Below are 20,350 nucleotides of genomic sequence, written 5' to 3'. Positions count from 1 at the left end.
CTCCGGCCGGTACGGCGGTGCGGTCGCAGGACCGCTGCGGCGTCAGACCGCGATCGCGACGTCCGTCACGCCGCCGGCCTCGGCGACCACGACGGCGCGGTCGGCCTGGCCGCCGGGCACGAGCGCCCGCAGCGTCCACGTGCCGGTGGCCGCGTAGAAGCGGAACTGGCCGGTCGCGGAGGTGGGGACCTCGGCGGTGAACTCGCCGGTCGAGTCCAGCAGCCGCACGTAGCCGCTGACGGGCTCGCCGTCCTTGGTCACCTGGCCCTGGATCGCGGTCTCACCGGGCTTGAGCGTCGCGAGGTCGGGCCCGCCGATCTGTGCTCCACACATGTTCTCTGTCCTGTCCTAGAGAGGTTCTGCTGCTACGAGGGGCGGGCGTCGCGTGCCCGGCCGCCGGGATTACTTGTTCGGGCCGAGCTCGATCGGCACGCCGACGAGCGAGCCGTACTCGGTCCAGGAGCCGTCGTAGTTCTTGACGTTCTCCTGGCCCAGGAGCTCGTGCAGCACGAACCACGTGAGCGCGGAGCGCTCACCGATGCGGCAGTAGGCGATGGTGTCCTTCGCGAGGTCGACCTGCTCGGCCTCGTAGAGGGCGGTCAGCTCCTCGTCGGACTTGAAGGTGCCGTCGTCGTTGGCGTTCTTCGACCACGGGATGTTGCGGGCGCTCGGCACGTGGCCGGGGCGCTGCGACTGCTCCTGCGGGAGGTGCGCCGGGGCGAGCAGCTTGCCGGAGAACTCGTCGGGCGAGCGGACGTCGACCAGGTTCAGGGAGCCGATCGCGGCGACGACGTCGTCGCGGAAGGCGCGGATGGAGGTGTCCTGGGCCTTGGCCCTGTAGTCGGTGGCCGGGCGCTGCGGGACGTCCTTGCCGTCGACCAGGTCGCGGGAGTCGAGCTCCCACTTCTTGCGGCCGCCGTCGAGGAGCTTGACGTCCTGGTGGCCGTAGAGCTTGAAGTACCAGTAGGCGTAGGAGGCGAACCAGTTGTTGTTGCCGCCGTAGAGGACGACGGTGTCGTCGTTCGAGATGCCCTTGGCGGAGAGGAGCTTCTCGAAGCCCTCCTGGTCCACGAAGTCGCGGCGCACCGGGTCCTGGAGGTCCTGCTTCCAGTCGATCCGGACGGCGTTCTTGATGTGGTTCTTGTCGTAGGCGGACGTGTCCTCGTCCACCTCGACGACGACGACGTTCGCGTCGTTCAGGTGGGCCTCGACCCAGTCGGCGTCTACGAGGACGTCGCTGCGGCTCATGGTGATCTCCTCCGGGGCAGTGTGCGGCGGGGCTGTGCTGGTGCTGCGGTGGGGCTTGCGTTGCGGTGCGTACGACGTTTCCGGCTGTCGCTCGCCGGCCCTGCGCGGGGAGGCGTCAGGGGCAGGAGGCAGGGCGGTGCGGTCACGCGGGATGAAGGGCCGTCGGTCCGGCCGGCGGAGCGGGAAGGCTCACGCCTCACATGGAGCGACAGAGCATGGCGGCGACGCGACACAGGTCTACTGCCCGCCGCTTCGTGAGGTCCGCCTGCTGATGCTTCATAGCGAGGATCGTAGGGACGAATCGGCCGCCCTGTCACCGGTGTGTCATATATCGAGACGGGATCGTCCGGATGCCGGGACGAGAAAGCCCCGGGAGGCCTTCTTCCGGCCTTCCGGGGCTGTGTGCGCGGCCCGTCCTTCTGCGGATCGGACCGGGCCGTCTCACGATCCGGCCAGGCTCACGTCCGTACCGGTCAGCGTGAGGTGCACACCCGCCTCGTCCGAGGTCAGCGCGGTGAGCTTGAGACCGGCCGGGAGGCCGTCGTCGATGCCGCGGTCGAAGTCCGTCCGCCTGCGGATCGCGCTCTCGATCCCCGGTATGCCCTCGCCCGGCACGGAGTCCGCGTGCACCCGGACGGTCTTGCCGCCCGCGCCCCCCTTGCCGTCGACCAGTGCGACGGTGGAGATCACGCTGCGGGTGATCGGCCGGCCCAGCACGTCCACGGTCGCGGTGACCTTCAGCTTGCCGGGCTGGCCGCCGTAGGTCAGCGTGGCACCGGTCTGGGAGGCCTTGGTGAGGTCCGCGTACGAGATCAGCGCGGTGCCCTCGGCGCGCTTGGCGGAGCCGCCGGTGTAGTTCCCGTTGAGCTTCACGTCGTGGAAGCTGGCGTCGAGCTGCGAGAGCCGCGTGCGGCGGCCGTCGGCGCCGGCATCGACGTCCTTCAGCTTCAGGTCGACCTGCTCCAGCTCGTGGCTCAGGGCCTGGGTGAGGAAGGGGAAGCCGTGGATGTCGACCTCGGCGCTGCCGACCAGGCCCTTCTGGGACTGGATCTTCTCGGCGAGCCGGTCCTCGGCATAGCCGACCGCCCACCGGTCGGCGCCCACGAACAGGCCGCCCAGCACCACCGCGACGATCACCACGAAACGCAGGAAACGCACGTGCCCTCCCCCAACTCCTCATCGGTACGTGCGTTCTAGTGGACCATGATCGAGGTCGGAGGGCCGTGAGCGGGCCCGTGAACGCCGTCTCCCCCGACGCCCACCGGCCCGCCCCGGTCCGTCAGCCCACCACCCGGCCGATCAGGTAGACGACGGGGGCGGCGGCCGCCAGCGGCAGCGCGACACCGGCCGTCATGTGGACGAACTTCGACGGGTAGTCGTACGCCGCCACGCGCAGCCCGACCAGCGCGCACACGCCGGCCGCCAGGCCGACCAGCGCACCGCCCGCGCCCAGCCCGACCAGTCCGCCGACCGCGATGCCCGCGCCGGCCGCGGCGGCCAGCGAGACGCCCACGGAGGGCGCGGTCGGCAGCGGCAGGGCGCGCGCGAACACGGCGACGGCCACGGCGACCGCCCCGGCGCTCACCGCGGCCCAGTCGGCCGCGAGGAAACCGGCGCAGGCGATCGCCAGGGCGGCGGAGGCCACCGAGGCCATCAGCCCGTACATCCGCTCGTCCGGATCGGCGTGGCTGCGCAGCTGGAGGACCAGCGTGAGCAGCACCCACACCCCGAGGGTGCCGATGATCGCGCCGGGGCCGTACGTGCCGTCCACCGCGAGCACCGCGCCGTCGGCGACGAGCGCCCCGGCGAAGGCGAGCGCGATGCCCTGGCGGGCCGGCCACATGCCGTTGAGGCGGAACCAGCCGGCGGCGGTGAGGCCCTGGAGGGCGATCAGCGGCAGCACCAGGGCGTAGGGGCCCAGCGCGGCGGCGCCGGCCAGCAGCAGCCCGAGGGCGGCGGTCAGTATGGCCGACTGCGGCCCCGGGTCGATGATCGGCGACCGCCCCTCGGCCCGCGCCTGGGCGGGGTCGACGGCGCGCAGGGTGTTCCCGCCGAGCGTCGGCGGCGACCACTCCGCCCCGGGCCCGGCCGGCTGCGGTTCCGCTTCCCGCACGGGCGGCAGGTACGCCGTCTGCGCGGCGGCGCCATCGGCCGCCGGCTTCGGGTCCCGCACGGGCGGCAGGTACGCCGTCTCCGCGGCTGCGGCGTCGCCGCTCGGCTGCGGGTCGCGCACGGGCGGCAGGTAGGCCGTCTCGGCGGCAGCGACGTCGGCCGCCGGCTGCGGGTCGCGCACGGGCGGCAGGTAGGCCGTCTGGGCGGCGGCGTCCACCGAAGGCTGAGGGTCCCGCACCGGAGGCAGGTAGGCCGTCTCCGCCGCAGCCACATCGGCCGCCGGCTGCGGATCCCGCACGGGCGGCAGGTACGCCGTCTGGGCGGCGGCGTCCACCGAAGGCTGAGGGTCCCGCACGGGCGGCAGGTAGGCCGTCTGGGCGGCGGCGTCGGCCTGTGCCGGGGACGGGGACTGCGGCTGCGGCTGCGGCTGCGCGTCGCGGAACCACGCGTCCGGCACCGCGGACCGCTGCTGCGGCCCGTCCTGTCCCGGCCCCGGGTACGGCGGCAGGTAGGCGGTTTCCGCGGCCGCGTCGGCGGCCTCCCGCACGGGCGGGAGGTACGCGGTCTCGGCGGCGGCGCCCGCAGCGCCCCCGGCGGAGGCGTCCGGCCACGGCACGCCCCCGCCGGTCCCCTGCGGCGGCCCGGGCTGCCGCACGGGCGGCAGGTACGCCGTCTGGGCGGCCGCGTCGGCCTGCGCCGGGGACTGCGGCTGCGGCTGCGCGTCGCGGAACCACGCGTCCGGCACGGCGGGCCGCTGCTGCGGCCGGGGCTCCCCCGCACCGGGGTACGGAGGCAGGTACGCCGTCTCGGCGGCGGCGCCCGCAGCGCCCCCGGCGGAGGCGTCCGGCCACGGCACGCCCCCGCCGGTCTGCTGCTGCGGAGGCTGCGCCGGCTGCGGCTGCGCGTCCCGGAACCACGCGTCGGGCACCGCCGGGGCCTGCGGCTGCGCCTGCCCCGGGTACGGCTGCGGGTACGCGGCACCGCCACCGGCGGAGGCGTCCGGCCACGGCACGCCGCCACCGGTACCGCCGGCCTGCTGCTGCCACCCCTGCTGCCCCTGCGGGGCAGCGGGCGGGGTACCGGGCGGGGCCGCCTGCCCCGGCACCGAGCCGAGCGGCGGCTGCACCGGCTGGTACCCGGTCTCCCAGGTGTCGGCCTGCCAGGTCTGCGTGCTGTACGGGTCCTGCTGGGCGGCGGCCGCCTGCTGCTGCCGCCGCTGCTGTTCCTCGGGAGTGCTCATCTCCACCTCACCCGCCCGCGAACGGCGGGAGCACCTCGACGGTGCCCCCCTCCGTCAGCAGGACGGCCTCGTGCGGGCGCTTGCCCACGGGCTCGTCGTTCACGAGGAAGGAGCAGCGCTGCAGGACCCGGGTCAGCTCCCCCGGATGGCGTTCCCGCACTGCGTCGAGCGCCTCGGCCAGTGTGTGCGCCGAGTACGGCTCCTCCGCCGTCTTGGCCGCGGCCTTGGCCGCCGCCCAGTAGCGGATGGTTCCGGTTGCCACTGCAGCTCCTATCGTGTCGGGCTCCGTCGGATCTCCACCGTCGGCCTCCATGATGACCCCTCCGGCTCGTCACCCCGGCGTGCCTCCGCGCGCCGTCCGTGCGCCCGGGCGGCCCGCAGGGGGTCCACCGATCCGGTGAAACCAGGGCATACGCAGGAGGAAGGCGTGGCGCGAACCACAGAATGCGGTGCATGGCAGCCCTCGGCCCCGAAAGGGCGGGTGGGCTATTCTGGCGGCGTAGAGGATCCGGGCAGTGTGGCCCCCGGGTCCTTTTGTGCTTTCAGCACGTTGAACGGACCGAGAACAGTGGTATCCATCCGGACCCCAGGGCGCGGGGGCCGGACGGCATGCCAGGCAAGTCGTACGAAGCCGTACCACGCACGTCCTCGACGGGACCGAGGAGGAACCGACGTGATGGACCAGCGAAGCAAACAGGGGCACGACCGCCCGACCCGGGCAGGTGGTCGGGCGTGAGCTCCCTCCTGCTGCTGACCAACGCCCTGCAGCCGTCCGCCGAGGTGCTGCCCGCACTCGGACTGCTGCTGCACAACGTCCGGGTGGCCCCGGCCGAGGGACCGGCCCTGGTGGACACACCCGGGGCCGACGTGATCCTCGTCGACGGCCGCCGCGACCTGCCGCAGGTGCGGTCGCTCTGCCAGCTGCTGCGGTCCACCGGACCCGGCTGCCCGCTGATCCTCGTCGTGACGGAGGGCGGCCTGGCGGCCGTCACCGCCGACTGGGGCATCGACGACGTGCTCCTCGACACCGCCGGCCCGGCCGAGGTGGAGGCCCGGCTGCGGCTGGCCACCGGCCGCCAGCAGCTCGGCTCCGACGACTCCCCCATGGAGATCCGCAACGGCGACCTGTCGGTCGACGAGGCGACGTACTCCGCCAAGCTCAAGGGCCGGGTCCTGGACCTGACCTTCAAGGAGTTCGAGCTCCTGAAGTACCTCGCCCAGCACCCGGGCCGGGTCTTCACCCGCGCCCAGCTCCTCCAGGAGGTCTGGGGCTACGACTACTTCGGCGGCACCCGGACGGTGGACGTCCACGTCCGCCGGCTGCGCGCCAAGCTCGGCCCCGAGCACGAGTCGCTGATCGGCACCGTCCGCAACGTCGGCTACCGCTTCGTCACCCCGGAGAAGGTCGAGCGGGCGGCGGCGGAGGCGGCGGCCCAGGCCGAGCGGAAGAAGGCCCCGGCCGACCGCGGGCAGGCTCCCGCCGAAGCCGCGGCCGAGACCCCGGCGGCCGTCCCCCATTAGGAGGAGCCCCTGTGACCATCCACTCTCCAGGACGCCCTGCCCAGAGGTAGGTCACCCCGCGTAGACTTCCGCGCGTGGCCAAGGTGACGCGGGATGACGTTGCACGACTTGCGGGTACGTCTACCGCCGTCGTGAGCTACGTCATCAACAACGGACCCCGGCCGGTCGCCCCGGCCACGCGCGAGCGTGTACTCGCCGCGATCAAGGATCTGGGCTACCGCCCGGACCGGGTCGCGCAGGCGATGGCGTCGCGGCGCACCGACCTCATAGGCATGATCGTCCCGGACGCGCGCCAGCCGTTCTTCGCGGAGATGGCGCACGCGGTCGAGCAGGCCGCCGCCGAGCGCGGAAAGATGGTCCTGGTCGGGAACTCCGACTACCGGGACGAGCGCGAGGTCCACTACCTGCGCGCGTTCCTCGGCATGCGGGTGTCCGGGCTGATCCTGGTCAGCCAGGGCATGAGCGAGCGCGCCGCGTCGGAGATCGAGGCCTGGGACGCGCGCATCGTGCTGCTGCACGAGCGTCCCGAGGCCATCGACGACGTGGCGGTGGTCACGGACGACATCGGCGGCGCCCAGCTCGCGACCCGGCACCTGCTGGAGCACGGGCACGAGTACGTGGCCTGTATCGGCGGCATCGAGAACACCCCGTCCGTCGGCGACCCCGTCGCCGACCACGTCGAGGGCTGGCGGCGGGCCATGCTGGAGGCCGGCCGGTCCGTCGAGGGCCGCATCATCGAGGCCCCGTACAACCGCTACGACGCGTACCGGGTCGCCCTGGAGGTCCTGGCCCGCCCGGACCGGCCGACGGCGATCTTCTGCGCGACGGACGACCAGGCCATCGGTGTGCTGCGGGCCGCGCGCGAGCTGCGGATCGACGTGCCCGGGGAACTGGCGGTGGCCGGCTTCGACGACGTGAAGGAGGCGGCGCTGACGGACCCGCCGCTGACGACGGTCGCCTCGGACCGCCCGGCGATGGCCCGCGCGGCGGTGGACCTCGTCCTGGACGACGCCCTCCGCGTGGCGGGCTCGCGCCGCGAACGCCTGAAGCAGTTCCCGTCGGCCCTGGTGATCCGCCGCAGCTGCGGCTGCCGCTAGGTCCTGTCGCCAGCGGGCGGTGGCCCTGCCCACCGCCCCTGGCCTTATATCGGGCATACGCGGTTCTGTCGGGCTTCTCAGCCGGGACTCAGGAAGCTTTCATGATCCGGGGACAGAGTCACGTACATGACCGACAGCTTCCGCCGCGAAGGCGAGTACCCGCAGGAGAACCGCCCGGCCCCGCACTCGCCCTTCGGCGAGGAGTGGCAGCGGGGGCGTGACCGGCTGGCCCACGACGCGATGGACGGCGGGTCCTACCCGCCGCCGCCCGCGTACCCCCCGGCGGCCCCCGCCCCGGGATGGCACGAGGCGCACCGGCCCCCGGCTCCGGCCGCCCACGACGCCGAGGACCGGGGCGTCACCGGCCCCACCGGCCCCACCTACGCAAACGAAGCCAACGGCGCGAACGGCGTCGCCGGCGGCACCGGCGGGCTCAGCGGCCTCGGCGGGCTCGGCGCGGATAGCGCCCCCGCCGCCCCCGCCGGATGGGCCCACTGGGGCGCCGGGGCCCCCGCCCCTACCCCCGCGCCGCGCGCCAAGCGCCCCGTCGCGCTGCTCGCCGCCGTCGCCCTCGCCGCCGCCGTGGTCGGCGGCGGAACGGCTGCCGCCGTCCAGCAGTTCCTCGGCCAGAACGGGTCCGGCGGCGGGGGCTTCAACGGCACCAACGTCTCCCAGTCCAGCAACGGCACCGTCTCCGGCGTGGCCGAGCAGGTCAGCCCGTCCGTCGTCCGCATCGACACCCGCACCGGCTCCGGCCAGGGCACCGGCTCCGGGATCGTGATCACCGCCGACGGCGAGATCGTCACGAACAACCACGTCGTCAGCGGCGCCTCCGAGATCCAGGTGACGATGAGCGACGGGAAGAAGTACGCGGCCCGGACGGTCGGGACCGACCCCGACAAGGACCTCGCCCTGATCAAGCTCCAGGGCGCGAGCGGCCTGCGGCCCGCCAAGCTCGGCAACTCCGACAACCTCAAGGTCGGCGACCAGGTCGTCGCCATCGGCTCCCCCGACCGCCTCACCGGCACCGTCACCAGCGGCATCGTCTCCGCGCTCGACCGCGAGGTGAACGTGCCCAAGTCCGAGGACCAGCAGCAGCGCGGCCGGCAGGGCGGCGGGGGCGGCGGCTGGCCGTTCTCCTACGACGGCCAGCAGTTCAACGGCAACACCGGCTCGAACACCACCTCCTACAAGGCCATCCAGACCGACGCCTCCCTCAACCCCGGCAACTCCGGCGGCGCCCTCGTCAACATGAACGGCGAGATCGTCGGCATGCCCTCCGCGATCTTCTCCCCCTCCAGCGACAGCTCCAGCGCCGGCAGCGTCGGCCTCGGCTTCGCCATCCCCGTCAACACCGTCAAGGCCGACCTCGGCTCGCTCCGCAAGGGCGGCAGCGGATCCGGTGCCGGCTCCGCCGGCGGCTCCGAGGGCAGCAGCCGCGGCGGCAACGGGTTCGGCATCTCCCTCGGATCCTTCTGACACCCTGGGACGGGACCCGGACGGGACCGGACCCGTCCCGCGCACCGACGACCACCACCCCTGGGGGAACCGAATGAATCCCGCCGAAGGCGACCCGCAGCGGATCCTCGTCGTCGACGACGAGCCGGCCGTGCGCGAGGCCCTGCGCCGCAGCCTCGCCTTCGAGGGGTACGACGTGCGGACCGCCGTCGACGGCATCGACGCCCTCGACCAGGCGGCCTCGTACGCCCCCGAGCTGATCGTCCTCGACATCCAGATGCCCCGCATGGACGGGCTGACGGCGGCCCGCAGGCTGCGCGCCGCCGGGGCCGTGACGCCGATCCTGATGCTGACCGCCCGCGACACCGTCGGCGACCGCGTCACCGGCCTCGACGCGGGCGCCGACGACTACCTCGTCAAGCCGTTCGAGCTGGACGAGCTGTTCGCCCGCGTCCGCGCCCTGCTGCGCCGCAGCTCGTACGCCGCGCCCGCCGCCGGACCCGTCCCGCCCGAGGACGTGCTGACCTTCGGCGACCTGCGCATGGACCTCGCCACCCGCGAGGTCACCCGCGGCGGACGGCCGGTGGAGCTGACCCGTACCGAGTTCACCCTGCTGGAGATGTTCCTCGCACACCCGCGCCAGGTCCTGACCCGCGAGCAGATCCTCAAGACGGTCTGGGGCTTCGACTTCGAGCCCAGCTCCAACTCCCTGGACGTGTACGTGATGTACCTGCGCCGCAAGACCGAGGCGGGCGGCGAGCCGCGCCTGGTCCACACCGTGCGCGGCGTCGGGTACGTACTGCGGGCCGGCGAGGGCGGGCCCGAATGACGGGTCCGGCCGCCCGCTTCCGCGCGCTGCCGCTGCGCTCCCGGCTGGCGCTGCTGGTGACCGTCGCGGTCGCCGTCGCGGTCGCGGCGGTGGCGGGGGTGTGCTGGGTGATGGTGCGGACGCAGCTCAACGACCAGCTGAACCAGTCGCTGCTCGCCACCCAGCCCGACGAACAGGTGGTGCGCACCCTGCGCGAAGGCTGCGTGACCCGCCCGGCGGTGGGACCGCCCAACATCGCCGAGGAGCTCGGCCCGACCGTGCAGATCGTCACCGCGGACGGCGCCCGCTGTCTGGTGAGCGGACGCAGCGACCTGCCGGTCTCCGAGGCCGACAAGGCCGTGGCCGCCGGCCTGAGCGGCAAGACCCTGCACGACGCCGCGACCCCCGACGGCACCAAGATGCGCGTGTACACGATCAACAAGCGCCTCACCACCGGCGCGAGCTTCGGGGTCTCCATCGCCAAGCCGCTGGCCGACATCGACCAGCCGCTCTCCACCCTGACCTGGGTGCTGCTCCTGGTCTCCGGCGTCGGCGTGGTCGGCGCGGGCGCCGCCGGACTGTGGGTGGCCCGGACCGGGCTGCGGCCCGTGGACGAGCTCACCGGGGTGGTCGAGCACATCGCCCGCACCGAGGACCTCACCGTCCGGATCCCCGAGGAGGGCGACGACGAGATCGCCCGCCTGTCGCGGTCCTTCAACTCCATGACCGCCGCCCTGGCCTCCTCCCAGGAGCGCCAGGCCCAGCTGATCGCGGACGCCGGGCACGAGCTGCGGACCCCGCTCACCTCGCTGCGCACCAACATCGAGCTGCTCGCGCGCAGCGAGGAGACCGGCCGGGCCATCCCGCCCGAGGACCGCCGGGAGCTCCTGGCCTCGGTGAAGGCGCAGATGACGGAGCTGGCCTCGCTGATCGGGGACCTCCAGGAGCTGTCCCGTCCGGACGCCGCCCCGCACGCCCCGCTCGGCGTCGTGGCCTTGCACGACGTCGCCGGGACGGCCCTGTCCCGGGCCCGGCTGCGCGGCCCGGAGCTGCGCTTCGGCGCGGAGCTGGAGCCCTGGTACGTGCGGGGCGAGGCGGCCGCGCTGGAGCGGGCGGTGGTCAACCTCCTCGACAACGCGGTGAAGTTCAGCCCGCCGGGCGGGGCGGTCGAGGTCTCGCTGCGGGCGGGCGAGCTGATCGTGCGCGACCACGGGCCGGGCATCCCGCCCGAGGACCTCCCGTACGTCTTCGAGCGGTTCTGGCGCTCCGAGTCGGCCCGCGCCCTGCCCGGCAGCGGGCTGGGCCTGTCCATCGTGGCCCGTACGGCCGCCCGCTCGGGCGGTACGGCCGAGCTGCGGGCGGCGGCGGACGGGGCGGGCGGCACGGAGGCGGTGCTGCGCATCCCGGGCGCCCCGGCGCCGCCGCCCTCGGCGGATCCGCGGTCGCAGGGGTCAGTTGTGCCGGATCAGTGAGGCGACCAGGCCGGAGCGGGTGTTCGGGAAGTCCATGGGGACGATGCCGAGCCCGGTCCGGCCGGCCAGCTCGGAGCCGTCGACGAAGGCGTGGACCTGCGGGTTGAGCCGGTCGGAGTTCCAGCGCGGGGGCATGTAGGCGGCGGTGCTGGTGTAGTTCACGAAGAGCCTGCCGGGCTGCTGGACGGCCTTGCGGAACTGGTTCTCGATCCGGCCGATCTTGCCGAATGGCTCCGTGTTGTAGTCGTCCTGGATGTCGAAGACCCCGCCGTCCCCGTAGCGCAGGCCCGGCAGCCCGGCGTTGTCGGCGAGGAGCACCACCCTGCCGCGGGCCTGGCCGAGGGTGGGCAGGGTGTCGGCGATCCGGAAGAGCGGGCGCCAGCCGCGGTGGTCGAGGTAGTCGTCGAAGACGGCGCGGAAGGTGGCGTCGCTCTCGGTGGAGTACTCCTGCTTCACCCGCATCAGGACGGTCTCCGAGGGGTGCGCGGCCAGGAACTCCGCGCAGGCGACGAGGACGTCCCCGAACATCAGGTTCTGGAAGAAGGCGGCGTGGTGGATGGCGAAGGAGCCGCCCGTCACCCGGCAGCGGACGTCGAGGAAGCGGATGCCGGAGTCGAGCTGCTCGGCGATCGAGGTGTTCTGGCAGGCGACGTAGAGGCCGCCCTGGCGGGCGCCGGAGTCGTGGGTGCCGGGGATGGTCATGCGCTGGAGGGCGGTGGAGTCGCCGAGGCCCGCCATCCAGTCCTGGGTACCCAGGGTTCTGGCGGCGGCCCGGGGCGCCGGGACCGCGGGCGAGGGGGCCCGGCCCTGCGCCGCGGCCGGGGCGGCCGCTCCCAGTCCGAGTGCGGCGGCACCCGCTCCCACCGCCAGTGCGCCGGTCAGGAAGGTCCGTCGGTCCAGTGCCATGCCCGCCCCTTTGTCCGCGGTCTTCGTCCGCAGTCCGTCGTACGGCCACCGTGGCCGGACGGGATTATGGCGTGCGGAGCGCGGGGTTACTACCCGTCGGTACGGGCGGGTTCGCCGAGCAACCCGGTCATCGTGCGCAGCCCTTGGGCGAGCTCCGCCCCTGTCGGCGCCTGTTCCGGGTCGGTCAGGACCTGCACCATGACCCCGCTCAGCAGGGCGATGTGCAGGGAGCCGAGGGAGCGCACCTCCTCCTCCGTCACCGCGTCCTCGGGGACCCCGCGCAGCGCCGCGGCCACCATGCGCCGGTTGCGGCGCTGGCCCTCCGCGAGGATCGCGAGCAGCTCGGGTGAGGACTGGGCGTGGACGAAGGCCTCGACGGAGGCGGTCCACAGCCAGCGCATCTCGCCGAAGTCGCGGATCTTGCGGTCCCAGGTGTCGGCGTAGCGCGCCTCGCGCGTGTCGCCCTGCCCGACGAGCCGGCCGGCGCCGGCGGCCCATTCCTCCATGGCGGCGAACAGCGCCTGGTTGAGGAGCACCTCGCGGGAGCCGAAGTGGTAGCCGATCGCGGCCATGCTCACCTGCGCCGCCGAGGCGATGTCGCGCACGGTCGTGCGCAGGTACCCCTTCTCCTCCAGGCAGCGGCGGGCTCCGGCCAGCAGGTCCTCGCGATTTCCCATGCCGGGATCGTAGCCGGGCCCCTGCATTTGGGCGCTCGCCCTACACGTACGTATTGCGCGCTTGCCCAAACCCTGTCAGGCTGAAGCCGTCACCGAGCACCACAGCCGGCAACGAACGGGGAGAGCCGAACCATGCGCCACACACTGGACATCGACGGACGCGCACTGTCGTACCTGGACTTCGGCGGCACCGGCCGCCCGCTGCTCGCCCTGCACGGGGGCATGTCCGAAGCCGCCGCCTTCACCGGCCTGGCCGCCGCCCTCGGCGACGCATGGCGGGTCATCGCCCCCGACCAGCGCGGCCACGGCGACTCCGACCGCGCCCCGCACTACCGCCGCGAGGGATACGTCGCCGACGCCGTCGCCCTCCTCGACCACCTCGGCCTCACCGGACCGGTCGCCCTCCTCGGCTACTCCCTCGGCGGCCTCAACGCCTACCACCTGGCCGCCGCCCACCCCGACCGCATCGGCGTCCTGATCGGCGTCGACGCCACCGTGGAGATCAACGTCCCCACCGGGCCGAACTGGTTCGACTTCCTCGGCGCGCTCCCCTACACCGCGCCCACGCGCGAGGAACTGCTCGCCGCCGTCGACCCGGCCGCCCTGCCCTTCGTCACCGACGGCGTACGCCCCCTGCCCGACGGGAGCGGCTGGCGGCTCGCCTTCCACGGCCAGGACATGCTCGACTCCATCCGCGCCTGCAACGGCGACCACTGGGACACCTGGCTCGCCGGCACCTGCCCGGCCCTGCTGGTCCACGCCGCCCGCAGCCAGGCGCTCCGCCAGGACGTCGCCGACGCCATGGTCGCCCGCCGCCCCCGCACCTCCTACACGGCCCTCGACGGCGACCACTTCGTCCCGTTCACCGACCCGGACGCCTTCCACGCCGCCGTCGCCAAGTACCTCGCCCAGGTCTGAGGACCGACCGCCCCCGGACGTGCGAAAGGGGCGGCGGGCCGCTCCGGCCCACCGCCCCTCCCCGCCCGGTCGCCGTCGGGTCCCACCCGACGACGACCACGCGGCGACTACACGACGACTACTTGACGACCGTGATCCGGTCCGCCTTCGGCGGAGCGATCGGCGAGGCCGCCGTCGACTTCGCCAGGAGGTTGTTGAACGCCTCCAGGTCCGGCACGCCGACCAGCTTGTTCTTGTGGTCCTTCAGGACGGTGAAACCGTCACCGCCGCCCGCCAGGAACTCGTTCATCACGACCCGGTAGGTCTTGGCCGGGTCGATGGCTGCGCCGTTCAGCTTCACCGAGTCCACGACGATCCGGTCCGCGCCCGACTTCGTCATGTCCAGGGTGTAGGTCAGACCCTTCGAGACCTGCAGGATCTTCGGGTTCGGGCCGTTGACCGGACCGCTGACCTGCTGCTGGAGCGCCGTGATCAGCTGCGCGCCGGTCAGGTCCACCACGTTCAGCAGGTTGTTGAAGGGCTGGACCGTGTACGACTCGCCGTACGTGACGACACCGTCGCCCTCGTCACCGGCCGCCTTGTACGCCAGGTCGGCACGGATGCCGCCCGGGTTCATGATGGCCAGCTGCGCCCCGCCCCTGTCGGCCGCGGACGTCGCGTCCAGCTGCGCGTCGGCGATCAGGTCGCCGAGCGGCTTCTCCGGCGCCTCCGAGCCGCGGCCCGCGATGTCGGCGGAGATGTAGCCCATCGGACGGTTCGCGACCGGGGCCGCCAGCTTCTTCCAGCGGTCGATCAGCTCGCTCATGTCCGGGGCCTTCGGCAGGTCCCGGCCGACCACCTTGTTCACCGGCTTCGGCGACTGCACCGGCGTACGGACGATGTCCTTGGTCGCGCGGTCGTAGGTCAGCGTGGTGTCCGTGAACAGCCGGCCGTACGAGGCGGCCGAGGTCACCGTGCGCGGGTTGCCCGCCGGGTCCGGGATGTTGCACGAGTACGCCTGGTGGGTGTGACCCGTCACCAGCGCGTCGACCTTCGGGCTCACGTTCTTCGCGATGTCGACGATCGCACCCGAGACGCCCGCGCCGGCACCCGGCACGTTGCAGTCGTAGTTGTACGCGCCGCTCGCGGGCAGACCGCCCTCGTGGATCAGCGCCACGATCGACTTCACGCCCTGCTTGTCCAGCTCGGCGGCGTACTTGTTGATCGTCTCGACCTCGTCGCCGAACTTGAGGCCCTTCACGCCGTCGGCCGTGACGACGTCCGGGGTGCCCTCCAGGGTGACGCCGATGAAACCGATCTTCACGTCCCCCTTCTTCCAGATGAAGGTGGGCGACATCAGCGGACGCTTGGTCTTCTCGTCCGTCACGTTCGCGGCGAGGTACTTGAACTCCGCTCCCGTGTAGGTCTTGCCGTACTCGAAGCAGCCTTCGACCGGGTGACAACCGCCGTACGCCATCCGGCGCAGCTCGTCCTTGCCCTCGTCGAACTCGTGGTTGCCCACGCTCGTCACGTCGAGCTTCAGCTTGTTCAGCGCCTCGACGGTCGGCTCGTCGTGGAAGAGACCGGACAGCATCGGGCTGCCGCCGATCATGTCGCCGGCCGCGGCCGTGACGGAGTACTCGTGGCCCTTGCGGGCCTCGCGCAGACCGGTCGCCAGGTACTCGACGCCGCCTGCGGGTATGGACTTGGTGGTGCCGTCAGCCTGCAGTTCGGCGACCGTGCCCGAGGAGCCCTGCGGGGGCTCCAGCGTGCCGTGGAAGTCGTTGAACGACAGCATCTGTACGTCGACGGTCCGGCCCTTGGCCGGCACACCGCCGCCACTCGCGGCACCGGCCGGCAGTGCGGCGGCGACCATCACACCGGCACTCGCGGTGAGGGCGAGGGCGCCGAAGGTCAACCGGCGGGCCGTGCGGTGCCGTTGTGGCTTCGCTGACATCTGTTCCCCTTTTTGGACAGCGAGACAACTGGGAAGTGCCCGCAGCCTATGGTCAACGCGCGTAGCACCAACAGGGGGGTACGGGTTGCGAGCTGGTTACGCGCAACCGTCGGGGGATGTCGGTCGTAGGCTCGGAACATGACTGACGCAGCAACGGCCCTGGAGCCGGGACGGCACATCGAGATCCTCGACGAACTGACGGAGGAACAGGCCGGGGCGGTCCTCGGGCTGATCCACGAGGCGGCCCGCACCGACGGCACCACCGCCGTCTCCGAGCAGGGCCGCCTCCAGCTGCGCGGCGGCCCCCGCGAGGGCATCCGCCACTTCCTGGCCACCGCCGACGGCCGGCTCGTCGCATACGGGCAGCTGGAGGACACCGACCCGGTGGAGGCCCCCGCCGCGGAACTCGTCGTCCACCCCGCACTGCGCGGTCGCGGACACGGCCGGGCCCTGGGCACCGCCCTCCTCAACGCCTCCGGCAAGCGCATCCGGGTCTGGGCCCACGGCGGCAAGTCCGCCGCCCGCCACCTCGCGCAGGTCCTCGGCCTGACCCTCTTCCGCGAACTCCGCCAGCTGCGCCGCCCCCTGGGCCCCGACTCTCCCCCGCTCCCCGAGCCGGCCCTGCCCGCCGGGGTGACGGTCCGCACCTTCGTCCCCGGCCAGGACGACGCTGCCTGGCTCGCCGCCAACGCCGCCGCCTTCGCCCACCACCCGGAGCAGGGCTCCCTGACCCAGCGGGACCTCGACGACCGCATCGCGCAGCCGTGGTTCGACCCCAAGGGCTTCTTCCTGGCGGAGCGGGAGGGCGAACTGGTCGGCTTCCACTGGACGAAGGTCCACGCCGATGAACAGCTCGGCGAGGTCTACGTCGTCGGCGTCCGCCCGGGCGCCCAGGGCGGCGGCCTCGGCAAGGCCCTCACCGCCATCGGCCTCCACCACCTGGCGGGCACGGGCCTGCCGACGGCGATGCTCTACGTGGACGCCGACAACCCGGCCGCCCTCGCGGTCTACGAGGGCCTGGGCTTCACGACGCACGAGGTCGACCTGATGTACCGCACGGAGAGCTGAGGGCACACGGGGCCCGGGCCCGCCATCGCCCCCGCCAGGGGCCGGGGGCGGGCCGCCGCCTGCCCACCCGCCTCCCGGGGGGTGGGGGCGGGGCGGGGGTGGTGGTTCGGCGGGGTGGCGGCCGGGCGGAGCCGGAGAGGGCGGCCGGGACCGGGGAAACGGCGGAGTCGTGGCGGGACGGTACGGGGAGGGCTTGGGGGTTTCCCGTCAGTCTCATCGTCCTTCCGCGTCGGGACGGCCGTTTCCCCGGTCCCGGCCGCCCTCTCCGCCACCGCCCGGCCGCCGTCTCCGCCTCCGCCTCCGCCCGGCCGCCACCCCGCCGAACCCCCACACCCCATCCACCAGCCGGAGCCTGGAAGCCATACGCCATTAACCGGGCATTCAGACACGCTTGCGAGCCTCCCAGCATGCAGCCCCGACTCCGACTGACCGCGGACACTTCCGACGCGCCTGTCCTGCCCCGTGCGCGGAAGAATGGAGTCATGAGCCACCAGCCCAGCGCAGGCCCCACCGAGGTCCCCGCACAGCACCCGTCTCGCCCTTCCGCCACCGCCTCCGCCGCCTCCAAGACGACGGCGAAGGCGCAGGACGAGGGAACGGCGAAGACATCGGCCACGGCAGAGGAAAAGACGGAGGAAAAGGCGCCCACGAGGTCGCGCCTCGGCTCCATAGCCGCCCACCGCCCCCACACCCCGCACGCCACGGGCGGCACCGCCCGCGTCGACCTCGATCCCGACCTCGACGCCGATCTCGACGCCTACGAGGACAAGGACGACGACGGCGAGCTCCCCGCCAACCGGTTCCTCGACCGCGAACGCAGCTGGCTGGCCTTCAACGAGCGCGTCCTGGAGCTGGCCGAGGACCCCACCACCCCGCTCCTCGAACGCGCGAACTTCCTGGCGATCTTCGCCAGCAACCTCGACGAGTTCTTCATGGTCCGCGTCGCCGGCCTCAAGCGCCGCATCGCGACCGGCGTCGCCACCCGCTCGGCCTCCGGCCTCCAGCCCCGCGAGGTCCTCGACCTCATCTGGACCCGCTCCCGCGAGCTCATGGCCCGGCACGCCGCCTGCTACCAGCAGGACATCGCCCCCCAGCTCGCGGAGGAGGGCATCCACCTCATCCGGTGGCCCGACCTCACCGAGAAGGAGCAGGCCCGCCTCTTCACCCTGTTCCGCAACCAGATCTTCCCGGTGCTCACCCCGCTGGCCGTGGACCCCGCGCACCCCTTCCCGTACATCTCCGGCCTCTCCCTCAACCTGGCCGTCGTCGTGCGCAACCCCGTCAGCGGCCACCGCCACTTCGCCCGGGTCAAGGTCCCGCCCCTGCTCTCCCGCTTCCTGGAGGCATCCCCGCAGCGCTACGTCCCGCTGGAGGACGTCATCGCCGCGCACCTGGAGGAGCTGTTCCCCGGCATGGAGGTGCTCGCGCACCACATGTTCCGCGTGACCCGCAACGAGGACCTGGAGGTCGAGGAGGACGACGCCGAGAACCTCCTCCAGGCCCTGGAGAAGGAACTCATGCGGCGCCGCTTCGGCCCGCCCGTGCGCCTGGAGGTCGAGGAGTCCATCGACCCCGGCGTGCTGGACCTGCTCGTCCAGGAGCTGAAGGTCTCCGCCGCCGAGGTGTACCCGCTGCCCGGCCCCCTCGACCTGACGGCCCTCTTCGGGATCTCCTCCCTCGACCGGCCCGAGCTGAAGTACCCCAAGTTCGTCGCCGGCACCCACCGCGACCTCGCCGAGGTGGAGTCCGCCTCCGCGCCGGACATCTTCGCCGCGCTGCGCGAGCGCGACGTCCTGCTCCACCACCCGTACGACAGCTTCTCCACCTCCGTCCAGGCCTTCCTGGAACAGGCCGCCGCCGACCCGGACGTCCTCGCGATCAAGCAGACGCTGTACCGGACCTCCGGCGACTCCCCCATCGTCGACGCCCTGATCGACGCCGCCGAGTCCGGCAAGCAGGTCCTCGTCCTCGTCGAGATCAAGGCCCGCTTCGACGAGCAGGCGAACATCAAGTGGGCGCGCAAGCTGGAGGAGTCCGGCTGCCACGTGGTCTACGGCCTGGTCGGCCTCAAGACCCACTGCAAGCTCTCCCTCGTGGTCCGCCAGGAGGGCGAGACCCTGCGCCGCTACTCGCACGTCGGCACGGGCAACTACCACCCCAAGACCGCCCGCCTCTACGAGGACCTCGGCCTGCTCACCGCCGACCCGCAGGTCGGCGCGGACCTCTCCGACCTCTTCAACCGGCTGTCCGGCTACTCCCGGCGCGAGACCTACCGCCGGCTGCTGACCGCCCCGAAGTCCCTGCGCGACGGTCTCATCGCGCGCATCGACAAGGAGGCGGACCACCACCGCTCCGGCCGCCCGGCCTCCGTGCGGCTGAAGATGAACTCGATCGTCGACGAGGCCCTGATCGACGCCCTCTACCGGGCCTCGCAGGTGGGGGTCCCGATCGACATCTGGGTGCGCGGCATCTGCGCCGTGCGCCCCGGGGTCCCGGGGCTCTCGGAGAACATCCGGGTCCGCTCGATCCTCGGCCGCTTCCTGGAGCACTCCCGGGTCTTCGCCTTCGGCAACGGCGGCGAGCCCGAGGTGTGGATCGGCAGCGCCGACATGATGCACCGCAACCTCGACCGCCGCATCGAGGCGCTGGTCAGGGTCACCGACCCCGGCCACCGCGCGGCCCTGGACCGGATGCTGGAGACCGGCATGTCCGACGCCACCTCCTCCTGGCACCTGGGCCCGGACGGCGAATGGACCCGGCACAGCACCGACGCCGAGGGCCAGCCGCTGCGGCACGTACAGGAGATGCTCATAGACGCCCGGAGGCGCCGGCGTGGCTCAGCCAAACCATGACCCGACCGCAGGTGACGTGCTCGGCGCGTACCTGCGTTCCCAGGCCACCGCTTTCCTGCGCGCGCTGCGCCTGCATGACGCAGGCGCGGCGGGCGCGGGGGCCGGCCCCGACGCCGGGGACGGGGCGGAGGCGGCGCACGGCCTGCGGGGGGCCGCGCGCCGCATCGCCTCGTCCCTGAGCACGTTCCGGGTCGTCACCCGGTCGGGCTGGGCGGACCCGCTGCGCACCGAGCTGGTCTGGCTCTCCGCCACCCTGGCGGACGAGCACGCGTACGCGGCCCGGCTGTCCCGCCTGATGGAGGCCCTGCAGCGGCTCTCGGCCTCCCCCGAGGTCCCGGCGCCGCGCGGCACCGCCGCGGGCGCGCTCACGGTCGGCTCGGCGCGCGCGGGCGCCCTGCTCGAACGGCAGCTGACCCTCGCCCGTACCCGCGCGCACTCGGCGACCCTCCAGGCGCTGGGGTCGGCGCGGTTCCACGCGGTGGCGGACGCGGTGGCGGTGCTCGCCTCGGAGGTCCCGCTGGACCCGGTGGCTGCGGGCGGCCGCGTGGACGACGTCCTGACCCCGCTGGCCGAGGTGGCCCGGACCCGCCTGGCGGCGACGGTCGACTCCCTCCCGGCCACGGACGCCTCCGCCCCGTACTCGGCGCACGCGGACGCCGCCTGGCACGAGGTGCGCCGCCTGCTGCGCGTGCACCGGTACGCGCAGGAGGCCCTGGGGGACGACGCCCCCCGCCTCGCCGCGGCGAGCGAGGCCCTGAACCAGCACCGGGACGCCTCGGAGGCGGCCACCGCCTCGGCGACGGCGGCCCGCACCCCGCGCATCGCCCCGGCGACGGCCTACGCCCTGGGCGTCCTGCACGCCGACCAGCGCCACGCGGTGGAGGCCAGCCGCCTCACCTTCCACACCCTGTGGCAGCCGGTGCCGGCGGGATCGTGAGCCACAGGCCCGCCACCCTCCCCCCCCTCGACGAGGGGGGGAGGGTGGCGGGCCGGGGGGTGGCCACCCCCACCCCCGGGGCGGGGCGGTGGGCGGGGGC

18 protein-coding genes are annotated in these 20,350 nt (G+C 73.3%); 9 read left to right on the top strand and 9 right to left on the bottom strand.

From position 1 onward, the window contains the following. Positions 1-42 precede the first annotated feature (42 nt). From AB0469_RS13215 to AB0469_RS13190, 6 genes are all read right to left on the bottom strand, one after another. Positions 43-333 carry a DUF1416 domain-containing protein gene (locus AB0469_RS13215; protein WP_042813059.1) on the bottom strand — a complete coding sequence of 97 codons (291 nt, stop codon included), beginning with the start codon at positions 331-333 and terminating at the stop codon, positions 43-45. A 69-nt stretch (positions 334-402) separates the two neighbouring features. Then, the gene (locus AB0469_RS13210; RefSeq protein WP_366451444.1) at positions 403-1,248 is read right to left on the bottom strand and encodes a sulfurtransferase; all 846 of its coding nucleotides are present in this window, start codon (positions 1,246-1,248) and stop codon (positions 403-405) included. A gap of 196 nt (positions 1,249-1,444) precedes the next feature. Next, entirely contained in the window at positions 1,445-1,528 is an 84-nt protein-coding gene (locus AB0469_RS13205; protein ID WP_350206375.1) for a putative leader peptide, read from the bottom strand. A gap of 161 nt (positions 1,529-1,689) precedes the next feature. Next, complete coding sequence (locus AB0469_RS13200; protein ID WP_366451443.1) at positions 1,690-2,406, bottom strand: DUF2993 domain-containing protein; 717 nt, start codon at positions 2,404-2,406, stop codon at positions 1,690-1,692. Between the two features lie 121 nt (positions 2,407-2,527). Then, the gene (locus AB0469_RS13195) at positions 2,528-3,817 is read right to left on the bottom strand and encodes a hypothetical protein (protein WP_366451653.1); all 1,290 of its coding nucleotides are present in this window, start codon (positions 3,815-3,817) and stop codon (positions 2,528-2,530) included. 790 nt (positions 3,818-4,607) lie between these two features. Beyond that, positions 4,608-4,862 carry a MoaD/ThiS family protein gene (locus tag AB0469_RS13190; RefSeq protein WP_042812370.1) on the bottom strand — a complete coding sequence of 85 codons (255 nt, stop codon included), beginning with the start codon at positions 4,860-4,862 and terminating at the stop codon, positions 4,608-4,610. 470 nt (positions 4,863-5,332) lie between these two features. On the opposite strand from AB0469_RS13190, the gene AB0469_RS13185 reads away from it, so the two are divergent. From AB0469_RS13185 to AB0469_RS13165, 5 genes are all read left to right on the top strand, one after another. Beyond that, positions 5,333-6,121: a response regulator transcription factor gene (locus tag AB0469_RS13185; RefSeq protein WP_042812371.1), complete on the top strand. Its 789-nt coding sequence runs from the start codon at positions 5,333-5,335 to the stop codon at positions 6,119-6,121. A gap of 74 nt (positions 6,122-6,195) precedes the next feature. After that, on the top strand, positions 6,196-7,218 hold the full coding sequence (locus AB0469_RS13180; protein ID WP_366451442.1) for a LacI family DNA-binding transcriptional regulator: 1,023 nt from the start codon (positions 6,196-6,198) through the stop codon (positions 7,216-7,218). A gap of 126 nt (positions 7,219-7,344) precedes the next feature. Then, the gene (locus AB0469_RS13175) at positions 7,345-8,697 is read left to right on the top strand and encodes a trypsin-like peptidase domain-containing protein (RefSeq protein ID WP_366451441.1); all 1,353 of its coding nucleotides are present in this window, start codon (positions 7,345-7,347) and stop codon (positions 8,695-8,697) included. Between the two features lie 73 nt (positions 8,698-8,770). Continuing rightward, positions 8,771-9,505 (top strand): response regulator transcription factor, encoded by a 735-nt coding sequence (locus AB0469_RS13170; protein ID WP_042816738.1) that lies wholly within the window; start codon positions 8,771-8,773, stop codon positions 9,503-9,505. Beyond that, the gene (locus AB0469_RS13165) at positions 9,502-10,956 is read left to right on the top strand and encodes a HAMP domain-containing sensor histidine kinase (RefSeq protein WP_366451440.1); all 1,455 of its coding nucleotides are present in this window, start codon (positions 9,502-9,504) and stop codon (positions 10,954-10,956) included. Before AB0469_RS13170 ends, AB0469_RS13165 begins: the two co-directional genes overlap by 4 nt. Here AB0469_RS13165 and AB0469_RS13160 read toward each other — a convergent pair. Both AB0469_RS13160 and AB0469_RS13155 read right to left on the bottom strand, forming a co-directional pair. Further along, on the bottom strand, positions 10,936-11,862 hold the full coding sequence (locus AB0469_RS13160) for a phosphatidylinositol-specific phospholipase C (RefSeq protein WP_366451439.1): 927 nt from the start codon (positions 11,860-11,862) through the stop codon (positions 10,936-10,938). The two genes, AB0469_RS13165 and AB0469_RS13160, sit on opposite strands and share 21 nt — an antisense overlap. A gap of 89 nt (positions 11,863-11,951) precedes the next feature. Continuing rightward, a complete protein-coding gene (locus tag AB0469_RS13155; protein ID WP_366451438.1) occupies positions 11,952-12,539 on the bottom strand; it encodes a helix-turn-helix domain-containing protein in 588 nt (195 codons plus the stop codon). A 132-nt stretch (positions 12,540-12,671) separates the two neighbouring features. Here AB0469_RS13155 and AB0469_RS13150 point away from each other — a divergent pair, with 132 nt between their 5' ends. After that, the gene (locus AB0469_RS13150; protein WP_366451437.1) at positions 12,672-13,457 is read left to right on the top strand and encodes an alpha/beta hydrolase; all 786 of its coding nucleotides are present in this window, start codon (positions 12,672-12,674) and stop codon (positions 13,455-13,457) included. A gap of 118 nt (positions 13,458-13,575) precedes the next feature. Here the strand turns inward: AB0469_RS13150 and AB0469_RS13145 are convergent, their stop codons facing one another. Continuing rightward, a complete protein-coding gene (locus tag AB0469_RS13145) occupies positions 13,576-15,393 on the bottom strand; it encodes a bifunctional metallophosphatase/5'-nucleotidase (RefSeq protein WP_366451436.1) in 1,818 nt (605 codons plus the stop codon). A gap of 138 nt (positions 15,394-15,531) precedes the next feature. On the opposite strand from AB0469_RS13145, the gene mshD reads away from it, so the two are divergent. The 3 genes from mshD to AB0469_RS13130 all read left to right on the top strand — a co-directional run bounded on the left by mshD (position 15,532) and on the right by AB0469_RS13130 (position 20,250). Next, complete coding sequence (mshD, locus tag AB0469_RS13140; protein ID WP_366451435.1) at positions 15,532-16,461, top strand: mycothiol synthase; 930 nt, start codon at positions 15,532-15,534, stop codon at positions 16,459-16,461. 482 nt (positions 16,462-16,943) lie between these two features. Then, entirely contained in the window at positions 16,944-19,313 is a 2,370-nt protein-coding gene (locus AB0469_RS13135; RefSeq protein ID WP_366451434.1) for an RNA degradosome polyphosphate kinase, read from the top strand. Continuing rightward, a complete protein-coding gene (locus AB0469_RS13130) occupies positions 19,294-20,250 on the top strand; it encodes a CHAD domain-containing protein (protein WP_366451432.1) in 957 nt (318 codons plus the stop codon). The genes AB0469_RS13135 and AB0469_RS13130 overlap by 20 nt, the downstream gene beginning before the upstream one ends. The last annotated feature ends 100 nt before the right edge of the window (positions 20,251-20,350 follow it).

It is taken from the genome of Streptomyces sp. NPDC093801 (assembly GCF_040701585.1).
GTDB lineage: Bacteria > Actinomycetota > Actinomycetes > Streptomycetales > Streptomycetaceae > Streptomyces.
The sequence above is the reverse complement of the archived record's forward strand: the minus strand, read 5'-3'. Positions and strand labels throughout refer to the sequence as shown.

Bases quoted from the DNA above. Each gene is read 5' to 3' on its own strand.
- AB0469_RS13210 (WP_366451444.1), bottom strand. From the start codon at position 1,248: ATGAGCCGCAGCGACGTCCTCGTAGACGCCGACTGGGTCGAGGCCCAC.
- AB0469_RS13215 (WP_042813059.1), bottom strand. From the start codon at position 333: ATGTGTGGAGCACAGATCGGCGGGCCCGACCTCGCGACGCTCAAGCCC.
- AB0469_RS13205 (WP_350206375.1), bottom strand. From the start codon at position 1,528: ATGAAGCATCAGCAGGCGGACCTCACGAAGCGGCGGGCAGTAGACCTG.
- AB0469_RS13155 (WP_366451438.1), bottom strand. From the start codon at position 12,539: ATGGGAAATCGCGAGGACCTGCTGGCCGGAGCCCGCCGCTGCCTGGAG.
- AB0469_RS13150 (WP_366451437.1), top strand. From the start codon at position 12,672: ATGCGCCACACACTGGACATCGACGGACGCGCACTGTCGTACCTGGAC.
- AB0469_RS13170 (WP_042816738.1), top strand. From the start codon at position 8,771: ATGAATCCCGCCGAAGGCGACCCGCAGCGGATCCTCGTCGTCGACGAC.
- AB0469_RS13165 (WP_366451440.1), top strand. From the start codon at position 9,502: ATGACGGGTCCGGCCGCCCGCTTCCGCGCGCTGCCGCTGCGCTCCCGG.
- AB0469_RS13160 (WP_366451439.1), bottom strand. From the start codon at position 11,862: ATGGCACTGGACCGACGGACCTTCCTGACCGGCGCACTGGCGGTGGGA.
- AB0469_RS13145 (WP_366451436.1), bottom strand. From the start codon at position 15,393: ATGTCAGCGAAGCCACAACGGCACCGCACGGCCCGCCGGTTGACCTTC.
- AB0469_RS13135 (WP_366451434.1), top strand. From the start codon at position 16,944: ATGAGCCACCAGCCCAGCGCAGGCCCCACCGAGGTCCCCGCACAGCAC.
- mshD (WP_366451435.1), top strand. From the start codon at position 15,532: ATGACTGACGCAGCAACGGCCCTGGAGCCGGGACGGCACATCGAGATC.
- AB0469_RS13175 (WP_366451441.1), top strand. From the start codon at position 7,345: ATGACCGACAGCTTCCGCCGCGAAGGCGAGTACCCGCAGGAGAACCGC.